General features: G+C 39.9%; 14 protein-coding genes and 1 pseudogene. 8 read left to right on the top strand and 7 right to left on the bottom strand.

What is annotated here, in order from left to right; translation table 11 throughout:
- Positions 1-147: 147 nt before the first annotated feature.
- The gene (locus F968_RS17225) at positions 148-921 is read right to left on the bottom strand and encodes an IclR family transcriptional regulator (RefSeq protein ID WP_004795045.1); all 774 of its coding nucleotides are present in this window, start codon (positions 919-921) and stop codon (positions 148-150) included.
- Between the two features lie 367 nt (positions 922-1,288).
- Here F968_RS17225 and F968_RS20020 point away from each other — a divergent pair.
- The 4 genes and pseudogenes from F968_RS20020 to F968_RS17210 all read left to right on the top strand — a co-directional run bounded on the left by F968_RS20020 (position 1,289) and on the right by F968_RS17210 (position 4,750).
- Positions 1,289-1,420 (top strand): annotated as a pseudogene (locus F968_RS20020) (hypothetical protein).
- Positions 1,411-3,510 (top strand): FUSC family protein, encoded by a 2,100-nt coding sequence (locus tag F968_RS17220; RefSeq protein WP_004795044.1) that lies wholly within the window; start codon positions 1,411-1,413, stop codon positions 3,508-3,510. Before F968_RS20020 ends, F968_RS17220 begins: the two are co-directional and overlap by 10 nt.
- Entirely contained in the window at positions 3,503-3,709 is a 207-nt protein-coding gene (locus tag F968_RS17215) for a DUF1656 domain-containing protein (RefSeq protein ID WP_004795042.1), read from the top strand. The genes F968_RS17220 and F968_RS17215 overlap by 8 nt, the downstream gene beginning before the upstream one ends.
- 39 nt (positions 3,710-3,748) lie before the next feature.
- Positions 3,749-4,750: an HlyD family secretion protein gene (locus F968_RS17210; RefSeq protein WP_004795040.1), complete on the top strand. Its 1,002-nt coding sequence runs from the start codon at positions 3,749-3,751 to the stop codon at positions 4,748-4,750.
- A 56-nt stretch (positions 4,751-4,806) separates the two neighbouring features.
- Here the strand turns inward: F968_RS17210 and ruvX are convergent, their stop codons facing one another.
- From ruvX to recN, 3 genes are all read right to left on the bottom strand, one after another.
- A complete protein-coding gene (gene ruvX / locus F968_RS17205) occupies positions 4,807-5,247 on the bottom strand; it encodes a Holliday junction resolvase RuvX (RefSeq protein WP_004795038.1) in 441 nt (146 codons plus the stop codon).
- Positions 5,247-5,801: a YqgE/AlgH family protein gene (locus tag F968_RS17200; protein WP_003654562.1), complete on the bottom strand. Its 555-nt coding sequence runs from the start codon at positions 5,799-5,801 to the stop codon at positions 5,247-5,249. The genes ruvX and F968_RS17200 overlap by 1 nt, the downstream gene beginning before the upstream one ends.
- 125 nt (positions 5,802-5,926) lie before the next feature.
- Entirely contained in the window at positions 5,927-7,594 is a 1,668-nt protein-coding gene (gene recN, locus F968_RS17195) for a DNA repair protein RecN (protein WP_004795035.1), read from the bottom strand.
- A 114-nt stretch (positions 7,595-7,708) separates the two neighbouring features.
- On the opposite strand from recN, the gene F968_RS17190 reads away from it, so the two are divergent.
- The 4 genes from F968_RS17190 to F968_RS17175 all read left to right on the top strand — a co-directional run bounded on the left by F968_RS17190 (position 7,709) and on the right by F968_RS17175 (position 11,224).
- Complete coding sequence (locus F968_RS17190) at positions 7,709-9,019, top strand: tetratricopeptide repeat protein (RefSeq protein WP_004795033.1); 1,311 nt, start codon at positions 7,709-7,711, stop codon at positions 9,017-9,019.
- 76 nt (positions 9,020-9,095) lie between these two features.
- A complete protein-coding gene (locus tag F968_RS17185; RefSeq protein WP_004795031.1) occupies positions 9,096-9,422 on the top strand; it encodes a pyrimidine/purine nucleoside phosphorylase in 327 nt (108 codons plus the stop codon).
- A gap of 102 nt (positions 9,423-9,524) precedes the next feature.
- Positions 9,525-10,274 (top strand): 23S rRNA (guanosine(2251)-2'-O)-methyltransferase RlmB, encoded by a 750-nt coding sequence (gene rlmB, locus F968_RS17180; protein ID WP_004795029.1) that lies wholly within the window; start codon positions 9,525-9,527, stop codon positions 10,272-10,274.
- Between the two features lie 35 nt (positions 10,275-10,309).
- Positions 10,310-11,224, top strand: a complete 915-nt coding sequence (locus tag F968_RS17175; RefSeq protein ID WP_004795027.1) for a DMT family transporter — start codon at positions 10,310-10,312, stop codon at positions 11,222-11,224.
- Here F968_RS17175 and coaE read toward each other — a convergent pair.
- Genes coaE through F968_RS17160 form a run of 3 tightly spaced genes read right to left on the bottom strand, consistent with a single transcriptional unit; the run spans position 11,221 to position 13,905 of the window.
- Positions 11,221-11,817 carry a dephospho-CoA kinase gene (gene coaE / locus F968_RS17170; protein ID WP_004795025.1) on the bottom strand — a complete coding sequence of 199 codons (597 nt, stop codon included), beginning with the start codon at positions 11,815-11,817 and terminating at the stop codon, positions 11,221-11,223. The two genes, F968_RS17175 and coaE, sit on opposite strands and share 4 nt — an antisense overlap.
- A 1-nt stretch (position 11,818) precedes the next feature.
- Positions 11,819-12,679 (bottom strand): prepilin peptidase, encoded by an 861-nt coding sequence (locus tag F968_RS20745; protein ID WP_004795021.1) that lies wholly within the window; start codon positions 12,677-12,679, stop codon positions 11,819-11,821.
- Positions 12,679-13,905, bottom strand: a complete 1,227-nt coding sequence (locus tag F968_RS17160; protein ID WP_004795018.1) for a type II secretion system F family protein — start codon at positions 13,903-13,905, stop codon at positions 12,679-12,681. Before F968_RS17160 ends, F968_RS20745 begins: the two co-directional genes overlap by 1 nt.
- Positions 13,906-13,925: the final 20 nt, after the last annotated feature.

Here is a 13,925-nt window from a genome sequence, read left to right as displayed (position 1 = left end):
GCTTATTCCTCTGAGGGGGATGCTTCTATTGATGAGCTGCTGATGAAAAGAATCACCAATAGGAGCTAAAATCATAATATGAGAATATTGTGAGATATTCAATATTTTAAAGTGTAAGAAAAGTTTAAATTATCATAAGGTGGGGTTTTAGATTTCACCTTTTTCAGATAACTCCATAAAACGTTGCTCAATAAGTGCTGCATTTTCTTGTAAAATTTCGATGAGCTTTTCAACATTTAAAAAATCAAAACGATTTTTAGAGGCAACTAAAGTTAAAGCTAAAGGTACTTCTTTGTTCGAAAAACGTACTGGAACGGCAAGACCAGAAACATTTGGGTCAATCTCACCTTGTGAGAAATAGAAGCCTTGTTTTTTAATTTTACGCATACGCTGAATAAAGCTCGGTTCATCTTCAGCAAAACCTGATTGTTTTAATTCTTGCTGATAACGATGATAGTAATCTTGCATTCGTTGTTTACTTAAATGCGAAACCATCGTTTTTGGAGATGATCCAACGTAGATCGGTCTTGGGCAGCCTCGACCATACGAGAGCAGTTCAGTGTCTTTAAATATTTCATGATGAATGTCGATGCAATAGTCATCATTTAAATAGGTGAGCAAGCAGCACAGTTCGGTGCGCTCTACAATATTTCGCATAAACGGTGTGCTGATTTGAACTAATGGGTCTGTTGTGCGAGATATATAGTCAAGAACTGCAATTTTTGAGCCTAAGGTATAATCGCCAGATGTCCCATTAATGCGTTTTAATAAATCAGTAGACACCAACTCTTTTAGGTAACGGTAACTGGTTGGTTTAGACAAGCCAAGTTCTTCGCAAATAATATCGACATTAATGACTGGACGCGAAACTGAAAATAGGTCCAGTACGGTTAAAATTTTGCCAAAACTTGAAATTGCCATAGTGTCTTGTTCGTATCCTTTAACAATGAGTCATCTTTGAGTTTTTATAACAGAAAAAAAGAGAATTTGTCTCAATTCTAAAATAAATGTCTGATTTGAGTATTTTACTCTGACAAAGAGAAAACTTCTCTTGGCCAATACATCATATACGATAATCAAAAAATATATCAAATTATCAAATAGAGATATTTTAGTTGACTAAATTGCTTTATTTTGAAAAAATTGCCAAACAAAATATCTAATCGAGAAATTATTCCGTTCTAGGCGAATTTCTTGATACCTCTTCTTTCCAAAGTTTGGCCGTTTAAATAGCGCCCAAATTGAAATCATCTGGGCCAATCAGGCAGGATGTGGAAAAATCATTGTATTGAAGGATGCTCCTCATCTCATTTGCTTTTAGGCAAATGGCAAAGTTTTGTTGTCTCTAGAAAGGCAATTTAATATTGAAGGGCATGCTCATCAGTTCAAATCTGTATTTGAGATGAGTTCATGTTATTAAAGCAAATACTGGCGTTTCGCCCGAATAGGCTTGATCTGATCTTTGCAATAAAAACATTTATTGCCGGAATGTTGGCGTTATTTGTTTCATTTGAATTAGATCTGATTAACCCGATGTGGTCGATTGGTACAGTCTTGATTATTGCCAATCCTTATTCAGGAATGGTGTCCTCTAAGTGTGTCTATCGTGTTATAGGAACGATGGGTGGGGCAGTGGTTGCCTTAACGCTAACGCCACATCTCATTAATACGCCTTGGTTGTTTACTGTGGTGTTGTCGTTGTGGGTAGGCTTTGCACTTTATGTGTCTTTACTTGACCGGACCCCACGCAGTTATGCTTTTATGCTGGCGGGTTACTCGACAGCCATGATTGTCTTCAATGCGATTACGTATATTGATCAATACAATATTTTTGATATTGCTTTAGCTCGGGTTATTGAGATTTCGATTGGGGTGATTTCAAGTGCTGTGGTTTCTGCCACGATTCTTCCAATGCACATTGGTTCAGCGATTAAGCAGCGCGTCATCAAAACGCTTAAAGATACAGAAAATCTGTTTGCTAATTTATTAACTGCTGATCCTCAGCAGAACAATACGCAACTTTTAGCCACTATTACTCGTGATACCACAGATATTCATGCTTTGGCAGTACATTTGAGTTATGAGAAGGGTGAGTTGCATGGCATGACCAAGCCCTTACAGGAAATGCTTCATCAAATCTCAATGGTCGTTGCGAATCTGGTCGCTTTATCTGAACGTATTAAGCAGCTTCAGGAACTTCGGTTTATCGAAACACATTCAGAAAAACTGCAACAACTTTCAGCTCATGTTGTTCATTTTCTGGAGCAAAAAAATTTAATTATTGATGAAAATATTTTGCAGTTACCAGATGAGTTTGAAAGTGATTTCTTGAGTTTGATGGAATCGGCTTCGACACATCAGCAAGTTTTGGTCGCAGCTATGAAAATGGATGTACGCCATTTCATTAGCAATGTTTTAGCGGTTAAAGTCTTGTGGCAAAGAATTCAGCAAGGCAATAAAGAAATCCCTGACAACATTACCCCAATGACCACCAAATATCCAAGTTTACACCGTGACCATGGTGTGGCTATTCGAGGTGGTATTAGTGCAGTCCTTATTACATTTATTGTGACTGGGGTCTGGATTATTTCGGGATGGAAAGCTGGATTTATGATGGCGCAAATGGGTGCAGTAACAGCCTGTATCTTAACGGCCTTAGATAACCCTGTTCCGGTTTTGCGTATTTTTATCTGGGGCAGTATTGCTTCAGCAGTTTTAGTCTTTGTTTATGCATTTGGTATTTTCCCCCATGTCACCACATTCTGGGAACTTGGACTGGTTTTATTGCCGATGTTCCTGTTTGCTGTATCTATGATGGCCAACCAAATGCTTATGCCAGTAGGCATGGTCTTAGGTATTAATACCATGATGGGCCTGAATCTACATAATGCTTATAGCATGGATGCAGTGTCTTATCTTGATGGTTCTTTTGCCATGATCTTAGGTGTCTTAGTGTCTTTAGTTGTCATTGACGTTGTTCGTGCAATGTCTCCAGACACGAGTGCCAGCCGTATTCTGGCCTTGCATTATCGTGCCATGAGACAGGCGATCTATTTGCCTTATGGTCTTGATTTTAAAGTTCACCTGCGCAGTATGTTAGACCGAATTGGGATTCTTAACAGTAAAGTAGTGCAATCTAATGAGATTAAAACCTCAATTCATCAAGCTTTGATTGAGTCGAGCAGTATTGTCGATTTAAGTAGATTACAAGAACTGGCAAATCAGTCTCCCAAAAATTCAGAACTGGCTCATCACATCGGAAATTTGCAACAAAATCTGGATGAACTGTTTAGAGCTAAAGAAAATGATGTAGATAATACAGTGGCTTTGGTTGAGCAAATCCATCACGGTTTATTTGAATTAAAACAGCTTGCTTCAAATATTGAAGATATGACGATGCGACAAAGATTACTCATTTCACTTAACAATATTGCTTATAGCATGTGTCATGTTTCATCAGATCAAATGAATGAGAACAGTACCTTGAGAGGAGCGACAGCAAATGGGTGAGTTTAATGTTTATGGTATTTACGTGCCTTCTTTGCTCGTTCAAGCCCTCTTGGCATATATATGTTTTCGTGGGTTAAGTCCTTTGACCAACAAGTGGATTGCACAAGGCTGGATCGCATTACCTAGTATTTTCAATTTGTGCTTTTACCTTTTATTGCTTTTGGTAATACATCAAATTTTTGTTGGAGTGGGTGCATAGAGATGATTGCGAAATTAAAGATTGAGTTAGGTGAGTGAAATGAATCAGGTGGATTTGAAAAAGGTCATCCGTCCAGTAATTTTGATTGTCGCATTAATGGTGGCAGTCTATACCATTGTGCATTTGTGGAACTACTATAATGCAGCGCCGTGGACACGCGATGGTCGAGTGCGTGGTGATGTTATTCAAGTATCTTCGGATGTCGCTGGCCTTGTCACAGAAGTATTGGTTCAAGATAACCAGACTGTAAAAAAAGGTCAGGTGCTCTTTAAAATTGATGTTTCTCGTCGAGCTTTAGATGTAGAGCAGGCCAAATCGGATTTAGCAAAAGCAAACGCAGCCTTTGCTCAAGCGCAGGCGGGTTTGGCACAAGCAAAAGCGAACTTGATTAAATCGGCGAGTAATATCAAATTGGCCGAGAAAAATGCCGGTCGTTACTCGAACCTAATGGATGGCGCTATCTCTAAACAAGAACAAGACCAAGTGTTTGCCACACGTGATCAATCTCTTGCAGAACATGAGCAACTCCAAGCAGCCATTCAACAAGCTGAAGCTACCGTTAAACAACAACAGGCACTCATTGAGGTTGCAACGAGCAATTTGCATTTGGCCGAGCTTAATATGCATCGTGCTGCGGTAATTGCTCCAGCTGATGGTACGTTATCTAACTTTGATATGCGCCCAGGTAACTATGTTCAAGTTGGACAGGCAGTTGCAGCATTACTTGATCGTAAACAGCTTTATGTGGTGGGTTACTTTGAAGAGACGAAGTTAAATCGTATTCATGTAGGCGATCAGGCTACTGTTCAATTAATGGGTGATAACCAGAAAATTAAAGGTCATGTACAAGGTATTGCATCGGGAATTGAAGATCGTGAGCGCTCAAGCAGTTCTAAGCTTCTTGCTAATGTAAATCCAACTTTTAGTTGGGTTCGTTTAGCACAGCGCGTACCTGTGAAGATTGTATTAGATGAAACACCAAAGAATGAACTTGCTTTTGTTTCTGGACGAACTGCGACTGTGCATATTGTTGAAAAATAAAGTCGAAATGATTTAATTAAAAAAAGCATGTAGTTTTAATTACATGCTTTTTTGTTTTATGGCGTTAAGCCAACTGGATTTCGATACCAACTCTGAATGAGTAGTGCAGCAGCAAAACTATCTGCCGAGAGCTTTTTTGCGCGGCCCTGTTCTTGGTAAAAACCTAGCTCTTCTCTCGCTTCACGTGTAGTTAAGCGCTCATCTACCATCAATGTTTCTATGTTGGTTTGATGACGTAAACGTCTCGCAAATTTGCGGGCACGTGTAGAGAGTTCTGACTCACTATCATCCATATTTAATGGCAGGCCAACCAAAAATAAATTGGGTTGCCATTCTTTCACAATTTTTAAGAGTTGATCCCAATTTGGGATGCCATCTTTCATAACAAATAGAGGGAGAGGGTTGGCACTTTCAATTGAAGACTGGCCAATCGCCATTCCCATTTTTTGAGTACCAAAGTCAAAAGCCATAATCGATTTTGATTGTGTTTCGGTCATTAAGCGTGTCCGATTTCAGATGCTAGCCACGCACGATCTACACCAATTTTTTTATAAGCTGCATCCCAACGGTCGTCATAAGGCAGGTTAAAAATCAGATCCATATCGGCATCACAAATGAGCCAGTCACCACGGGTAATTTCGTCTTCTAACTGATTTTTGCTCCAGCTCGCATAGCCTAAAGCGATCTGATATCGACCTACGCCTTCATTATGGGCAATCGCATCAAGAATATCTTTACTGGTGGTAATACAAACATTTTCACCTACAGCAATAGATGAATGCCATGTTGGTTGTCCGGTATGGAGAACAAATCCAGCTTCAGGACGTAATGGCCCACCTTGTAAAACCGCATGTGGATTTACATTGTCTGCTTCAATGTCGAGATCATTGAGTAATTCTTTAATTTGAATACCAGAAGGACGATTAATAATAATGCCTTGAGCACCTTCTTCATCATGACGGGCAAGATAAATTACAGTGTTTGCGAAAAAGTCATCTGCCATTTCTGGCGGGGCAATCAGACAACGGTGAGTCAGATATTGTTTGGTCACCTAAGCGGTTCTCCCTCAAAAAATGTCACTAGAGGGCCTCTCGACCCTTTTATCTATATAGGTTCTTTTTATCAACATACAAGAGTTAATCGGATTTCGCCAATCTTTTTCTCTCATTTTCTTTATTAATTTGAAGAAGCCTGAAATTTAAGCTGGCGTAATTGTTTTGCGTGCTGCAAGGTTGTTTCATTAATTTCAACACCCCCTGACATGCGAGCTAACTCAAAAATGATTTGATTTTCATCAAGTTCTACAATTGTACTGCTGGCTGGGTCAGTTTGTTGTTTTTTAACTAATAAATGCTGATCAGATTGTGCAGCAACTTGTGCTTGGTGAGTAATACATAAGAGCTGGACATGTTGTGCCAAGTCAGCAAGTAAACGTCCTACAACTTCTGCGGTGCCACCACTAATTCCGACATCGATCTCATCAAACACCAAAACTTCAGATTCAGTTTTTTCAGCATTCATGACTTGCATTACGAGAGCAATACGAGAAAGTTCACCACCTGAGGCTACTCTTGCCAATGGTTGTGGAGGAATGCCTTTATTGGCAGTAAATAAAAGTTGAATAAAGCTTAAACCCTCTGCACCTGGTTGCTCTAATGGTTCGAACTTAAATTCGAAGTGTGCCTCTGGTAGGGCTAAAGGTTTCACTTGTTCAGTTAATTGTTTCGCAAGCGGAGCGGCAGCTTCACGACGAATATTGTCTAAATGCTGAGCTTTTTCTAAAAACTCCTCATGCGATTTTTCAACTTGTTCTGCCAATGTTTCTGGATCTTCAAGTTGATGCAATTGCTCAAGCTCACTCTGCCAAGTTTCGTATTCTTCTTTAAGCGTCTCTGGCTGAGTGCGATATTTACGTGCCAGACGATGGAAAACTTCCAATTTGGAATTGAGTTCTTCCATTCGCTCTGGATCAAAACTTTGACGATCTATAAATTGACGTAAGTTTGCCGTTGCATCGTCTATTTCACTTTGAGCATTAAGTAGAGAATTATAGATCTCAGAAAGTTGTTCGCTGCGCCCCGCATGGGACTCTAATCTGCGAATAATCGAAGATATTTCTTGAGTAATATTCTGCTCAGCTTCATCTAAAACATTTAAGCTATAACTACAGTCTTGCATGATATGTTCATGATGACTGAGTCGATCGAACTCTTGCTCAATTTCTTTATAGTCGGTTTGAATGACTTCTTCGAGTTCTTCAATTTGATGCTCTAAAGTACCAATCCGTTGTAGACGGGTTGCTTGTGCATCTAGAGCAGCTTGGTGCAAACGAATGGTACGTTGCCATGTGCTATAGGCTTCACGTACATCATTCGCTTCAGCATAAAAATTGTTATAACGGTCTAGCCAATGCTTTGGATAAGGCGGTTCAAGAAGTTGTTGCTGACTATGCTGACTATAGAGTTGAACCAGCAAACGCCCTAACTCTTTAAGTTCAGATAGACTGCTCGGGCGCCCATTAACCCATGCTTTACTACGGCCAGTTGCAAAAATAACGCGACGTAAATGAATTTCCCCAGAATCATCATCTAGCTCGTGGTCTTGGAGCCATTTTACTTCAGGACTATTATTTTGATAGGTAAAAACAGCGGTAATATCCGCTTTGTCCGAACCATAACGGACATAATTTGTATCTGTACGTTCCCCGAGGCAGGCAGAGAGTGCATCCAGTAATAATGATTTTCCGGCACCTGTTTCGCCTGTTAGAACATTAAATCCTTGTTCTATATCAATAGCTAAATGATCAGCTAATGCAAAATTAATTAAAGTTAAATGTGTGAGCATAAACGCATCCAACGCGCCAAATTATGGGTTAAAGATAGAGAAGTTTTGAATTTGCTACAAGTGATCTATTATTCTAACTGAAATTATAGAACAGCAAGATTGCGGATATTTACAATGAAAAAAACATTCAGCTTACCAAAACCACCCATAGGGATAGTCAATCGTCATAAAAAAAACAATCCTGCAGAAATGAATAAAATTTTAAATCAACATTTTAATGCATTTAAACAAGCAGCTGCACAAGGTGATTATGCCAAAGCTTATCAACATGTTAAACAAGCTGTTAGCTTAGTTCCTAAGCATCCGGGAGCTTTATCTGACTTGGCTTATACTGAATTACGCTTAGGCCGTTATAAAGAAGCCTATCAACACTATTTACAAGCGATTCAGGCAAGTGGAACTAATGTAAATACAAACTTATATGATGGACTCACAGAAGTTTGTCATCATTTAAATAAAAAAGAAGAAACAATCAAATTCGGACGCTTAGCCATTACAACAAAAAAAGAGCTAGCGAAGAGCGAACCTATTTTATCGATTCCAGATCATGCACCACCAGCATTTAGTACAAACCCTGAAGAAAATATTATTGCCTTCTCATTATTTGGGGCAAATCCTCGCTATTGTGAAACCTCTATATTAAATACTCAGCTAGCCAAACAGATTTATCCAGAATGGACGTGTCGATTTTATGTCGATGATAGTGTGCCAGTACTGGTACAACAGCGGTTAAAAGAAAAAGGCGCACAAGTCATCCAAGTTACAGATTCTCAAAAACAACTATCTGGACTGTTTTGGCGTTTTTTTGTGATGGATGATCCTACAGTTAAGCGCTTTCTAATACGTGACGCCGATTCTATTGTGTCGCACCGCGAAAAGGCGGCTGTAGATGCATGGCTCAAAAGTGATAAATGGTTTCATTTAATGCGAGATAATTATTCTCATACTGAGTTAGTTTTGGCTGGAATGTGGGGCGGATGTACGGGGATTTTTCATAATATTGAAGCACATATCAGAGATTATGTTGCCACCGGACGTTATCTAGATAATCGGGTGATGGATCAGCATTATTTGCGTTACTGTATTTGGCCGACTTTAAAACAAAGTGTGCTTATACACGATAGTCAGCAATTTGATCCGGAGGCTATCGATTTTCCAGCTTATGATCTGGCGTTAATGCAAAACGACAGTGAAAATTTTCATGTAGGGATGAATGACGGTTCACCGGTAATTGCTACAGCAGTTGTCCATCCAACCGCGCAAAGAGTGTGTTGGGTACTCCTAGATGAAAATCAGGTCGAAGTTTGCAGATACGATGCAATTGTGTCTACTAGTCGAAATATTGAGATTAACTTACCTCATGCTTTTGCCAAAAAAATTCAGGCAGAGCAGTGGAAATTACAAGTCTATCCGTATGAAAACTGATTGATTAGTTATTTAGGCACAATTAAACTACATTCATCATAATTTATATAAATACGGCATTATCTGGAGAATCTGCATGAGTTCAACCCAATTTGATCATGTAACGGTCATCAAAAAATCAAACGTTTATTTTGGTGGAGCATGTATCAGCCATACCGTGCAATTTGAAGATGGAACTAAAAAAACATTAGGTGTTATTTTGCCGACTGAGCAGGCTTTAACTTTTGAGACGCATGTTCCTGAGCGTATGGAAATTATTTCAGGCGAATGTCGCGTAACAATTGCGGACAGCACTGAAAGTGAGTTGTTCCGTGCAGGCCAATCATTTTATGTACCGGGCAATAGTCTTTTTAAAATCGAAACTGACGAAGTACTCGATTATGTATGCCATTTAGAAGGCTAAGAAATTCCTGTTCAAATCGGGTACACTATGCCCAAAGAAATCCTGTGAAGTTGGCTTTGCAGGATTTTTATTTTTTTGCTCAAACGTTGTTAGAGGTCATGCATGGCAAAACAGGAATATTATTATGGCGTTCATTCAGTGGAGTCATTGTTAGAACTTGAGCCGGAGCGTGTGCTAACCCTGTTTACTTTAAAAGGACGGGATGATCAGCGTTTGCAAAAGATTTTGCAATTGGCAGAGCCTTTTGGAATCAGTGTACAAAAAGCAAGCCGCGATAGTCTTGAGAAACTTGCAGGTCTACCATTTCATCAAGGTGTAGTTGCCGCAGTACGTCCACATCCTGTCTTGAATGAACAAGACCTCGATCAAATTTTAAGAGAAACTCCGGATGCATTGTTGTTGGCATTGGATCAGGTGACAGACCCGCATAATTTAGGGGCTTGTATTCGTACTGCCGCTGCGATGGGCGTGCAAGCTGTTATTGTGCCTCGTGATCGTTCGGCTAGTTTGACACCAACTGCTCGTAAAGTTGCAGCAGGTGGAGCCGAGAAAGTTAAATTTATTCAAGTCACTAATTTAGCTCGTACATTGGCTCATCTTAAAGAAACAACTCATGTACGCGTAATTGGCACTATGCTTGATGAAAGTGCGTTGCCACTTCAAAAGTGTGATTTCTCTGGCGCAGTTGTAATTGTAATGGGAGCTGAAGACACTGGTTTACGTCCTATTACACAGGCGCAGTGTGATCATAAAGTTTATATTCCGATGTCAGGAAATCTACAAAGTCTAAATGTCAGCGTAGCGACAGGTATGGCACTTTATGAGGCTTGCCGTCAGCGTTCTGAGGTATAATCTCACTGCCTTTCTAGTTTTTAAGTCATCTTGATATGTCTCCCCGTAAGCAAGGTTATTTCTTTGTATTGGTGACCATGTGCATTTGGGGCGGGTTTACGCTTTTTGCCCGTTTAAATGCACAGTGGCATATCAGTGCTTGGGACATAGCTGCATTGCGTTTCGCTATAGCCTTTCTAATTTTAATGCCTATTCTAATCTATAAAAAAGATCTCGCTTTTTTATGGAGTAAGCATGCGGTAATTTTGGCCTTGATTGGCGGGGTCATTTATTGTCTCACTGTCTATACCGCTTTTCTCTATGCTCCCGCTGCGCATGCTGCAATTTTCTTAAATGGTTGTATTCCAATTTGTACTGCGTTTGCAGCATACATTTTATTTAGACAGCCGTTTGATAAGCATACCTGGGTGAGTCTGGTAATTATGATTACTGCCTTGACTCTCATGAGCGTGTTGATGTTGCAAAGTAATGCTTCTGCTTTTGGCGTGGGTGATTTACTTCTTTTTATTAGTGCGATTTGGTGGGGTATTTTCACTGTATTACTTAAACAGTGGAAACTTTCTGCATGGCACTCTATGGCAAGTGTTGCGATTTGGTCTGCAATTATTTACTTACCCATCTATGCTCTATTTTTACCAAAGCATTTCATGGAAGTTAGTCCTATCCATTTAGCGATACAGGGCATTTTCCATGGTGTGTTTGTGGTTATTATTGCAACTCTGACTTATGTGGCAGCGATTCAGCGACTTGGCGCTTTTAAAACAGGAAGTATTGTAACTTTAGCGCCATTTATTGCTGCCATTTTAGCTGTACCTTTACTCGGTGAAGCATTAAGCCCATCTATTGTTGTAGGTTTGGTTGGAATGGGAATCGGCGCCTTACAACCTTGGCGATGGTTCCGACCAGATAGCTTGGCACAACAAATTAAGCAGCAAAATAAATCAAATTAGTTTGTACGCTTCAAATAGCTTTGATGTAACGGCTCTAATTGCTGATGTAAATGTTCGAGTAATCCATCATTAAACACAATGTCATTGGCAAGTTCGCGTTTACGTTCGCGTGACATTTGCGCTGCAATAATTTTCTGAATTTGTTCTTGGTTTTGCCCATCGCGTTGGCTGGCACGCTGAATTTGAGTTTGTTCACTCGCATCAACTAATAAGGTGTGGTTTACCAATTCATGTTGGTTGGTTTCAAAAAGTAGTGGTGAAACTAAAATCACATAAGGACTCTTTGGGTTTTGCAACTGCTGAATAATAGATTGGCGAATAGCTGGATGCGTGATTTTTTCGAGTGTTTGTCTTGCTTCAGGATTTTGAAAAATATATTCGCGTAGGGCACGACGATCGAGATTACCATCGGATTGAAGTACCCAATCCCCAAAAGTTTGTTGGATTTTTTGCAGGGCAGGTTGGCCTTTATCAACCACTTCGCGAGCAACGATGTCGGCATCGACGACTTGTATTCCTCGGGATTCAAACCATTGTGTTGCAGCAGATTTTCCACTGCCAATACCACCTGTGACTCCCAGAATAAAAGCCATCTTAACCTCCCAAATAGATTTTCATAATTTGATCACCCCATAGAAAGGCAACCCAACCCGCAATGGCAATGTAGGGCCCAAAGGCAAAGGGCTGATTGTCATTGCGTAATTTTAATAAAATGATGCCAATAATTGCACCTAGTAAAGATGACAATAACACAATTAATGGCAGCATCAATGGCCCCATCCACGCGCCTAATGCGGCAAGCAATTTAAAGTCGCCGTAGCCCATGCCTTCTTTGCCTGTAATCACTTTAAATAAGTAATACACAATCCAAAGACATAAAAAACCAATCAGGTAACCCCAAATGGCTGAGTTAGGTGAGGTGTAAATATTAAAGGTGTTAATGCCCAAACCAAGCGCAGCTAAAGGTAGAGTAAAACGGTCGGGTAGCAGCTGAGTATCAAAGTCTATAAAGGTGAGGGCAATCAGGACCCAAGTCAGAACTAGTCCCAAAAGCATTTGTATGGTTGGACCAAACACCATGACCACAACCAGTGAACATACCATTGTTAATAGTTCAACTGCTGGATAACGAATGCTAATAGGATGCTGGCAATGGCCACATTTACCTTTTAAAACCAACCAGCTTATGACAGGAATATTTTGATACCAACGGATAGGTTGATGGCACTCTGGACATGATGAAGCAGGTTTACTTAATGTTAGTTTCCCGTGGTCAATAATGGGTTGCTCAGGGTCGAGTAGCATTTGACATTCTTGCTGCCAATCTTGTTCCATCATTTTTGGGGTGCGATAAATCACCACATTCAGAAAGCTACCAATACATAGGCTCAATAATGCAACTGCAATATAAATTGCAGTTAAGTTTTGAATAAAATAAGCAATAATTTCTTGCATTATACAACTGAGCCCATTTGGAAAATTGGAAGATACATAGCAATCACCAGACCGCCTACAAGTACCCCTAAAATTGCCATAATTAAAGGTTCCATCATTGAAGTTAAGCCATCAACGGCATTATCAACTTCATTTTCATAGTACGTTGCAACTTTATCTAGCATGCTGTCTAGTGCACCAGATTCTTCACCAATTGCGACCATTTGTATAGCCATAGATGGAAAACGATTTGAAACGCGCATTGCAAATTGGAGTTGTTGACCTGTAGCAACATCTTCACGAATTTTCATGACGGCTTGTTCATAAATGACATTGTTAGTTGCACCAGCTGTTGATTCAAGCGCATCAATGAGAGGAACACCAGCTGCAAAAGTTGTTGCTAAAGTACGGCTGTAACGGGCAATAATCGCCTTATAAACCAGATCACCAAAGATGGGTAGTTTCAGGGCAAGTTTGTCTAAACCATCACGGAATTTTTTACTACGCTTTTTAGCTTCCAGAAATGCCGCAATGATTGCACCGATTACAATAATCAGAATGAACCAGTATTCCTGCATCCATTTCGACATATTTACGACCATTTGTGTAAAAGCAGGTAGATCTGCGCCAAAGGAAGAAAACAGATCTTGGAAAACGGGAACGACTTTAACCATCAAAATAATGGTAACAACTACAGCAACCACAATAACCGTTGCCGGGTATTTCATAGCCTTCTTGATTTTCTGCTTGAGCAATTCACTTTTTTCTTTGTAAATTGCCACACGGTCCAGCATGGTTTCAAGCGCACCAGACTGTTCGCCAGACTCTACAAGAGAGCAAAACAGTTTGTCGAAGTGCTGAGGATACTTTCTTAAAGCTGAGGCAAAAGTACTACCACCTTCAACTTCACTTTTAATACCGAGTACCACCTCGCGCATAGCTGGGTTTTCTAGTCCTTCTGCCACAATTTCAAAGCCTTGTACTAGTGGGACGCCGGCTTTCATCATGGTTGCAAGTTGTCGTGTGAAAATCGTGATATCGAGCGTTGATACTTTTTTCTTAAATAAACCTTCAAGAATATTTTTACGCTTTTCTCGAATATTACGAACAGTCACACCTTGTTTGCGTAGGGTGACTTTAGCTAAAGCCATATTTTTAGCTGGAAGTTCCCCCTTAATTTTTACGCCTTTGCGGTCAACCCCATCATAAGCAAAAGTCGGCATCAATTGTGCCTTTTTGACAGTCATGACATTATCCTTATTTTAAA

This window comes from Acinetobacter sp. NIPH 817, from assembly GCF_000368405.1.
Taxonomy (GTDB): domain Bacteria; phylum Pseudomonadota; class Gammaproteobacteria; order Pseudomonadales; family Moraxellaceae; genus Acinetobacter.
Note: the sequence above shows the minus strand (reverse complement) of the source record. Positions and strands in the feature narration are given on the sequence as shown.

Excerpts from the sequence above, each read along its gene's own strand:
- F968_RS17225 (WP_004795045.1), bottom strand. The coding sequence starts at position 921 with ATGGCAATTTCAAGTTTTGGCAAAATTTTAACCGTACTGGACCTATTT.
- F968_RS17220 (WP_004795044.1), top strand. The coding sequence starts at position 1,411 with ATGTTATTAAAGCAAATACTGGCGTTTCGCCCGAATAGGCTTGATCTG.
- F968_RS17215 (WP_004795042.1), top strand. The coding sequence starts at position 3,503 with ATGGGTGAGTTTAATGTTTATGGTATTTACGTGCCTTCTTTGCTCGTT.
- F968_RS17210 (WP_004795040.1), top strand. The coding sequence starts at position 3,749 with ATGAATCAGGTGGATTTGAAAAAGGTCATCCGTCCAGTAATTTTGATT.
- ruvX (WP_004795038.1), bottom strand. The coding sequence starts at position 5,247 with ATGACCGAAACACAATCAAAATCGATTATGGCTTTTGACTTTGGTACT.
- recN (WP_004795035.1), bottom strand. The coding sequence starts at position 7,594 with ATGCTCACACATTTAACTTTAATTAATTTTGCATTAGCTGATCATTTA.
- F968_RS17190 (WP_004795033.1), top strand. The coding sequence starts at position 7,709 with ATGAAAAAAACATTCAGCTTACCAAAACCACCCATAGGGATAGTCAAT.
- F968_RS17185 (WP_004795031.1), top strand. The coding sequence starts at position 9,096 with ATGAGTTCAACCCAATTTGATCATGTAACGGTCATCAAAAAATCAAAC.
- rlmB (WP_004795029.1), top strand. The coding sequence starts at position 9,525 with ATGGCAAAACAGGAATATTATTATGGCGTTCATTCAGTGGAGTCATTG.
- F968_RS17175 (WP_004795027.1), top strand. The coding sequence starts at position 10,310 with ATGTCTCCCCGTAAGCAAGGTTATTTCTTTGTATTGGTGACCATGTGC.
- coaE (WP_004795025.1), bottom strand. The coding sequence starts at position 11,817 with ATGGCTTTTATTCTGGGAGTCACAGGTGGTATTGGCAGTGGAAAATCT.
- F968_RS20745 (WP_004795021.1), bottom strand. The coding sequence starts at position 12,679 with ATGCAAGAAATTATTGCTTATTTTATTCAAAACTTAACTGCAATTTAT.
- F968_RS17160 (WP_004795018.1), bottom strand. The coding sequence starts at position 13,905 with ATGACTGTCAAAAAGGCACAATTGATGCCGACTTTTGCTTATGATGGG.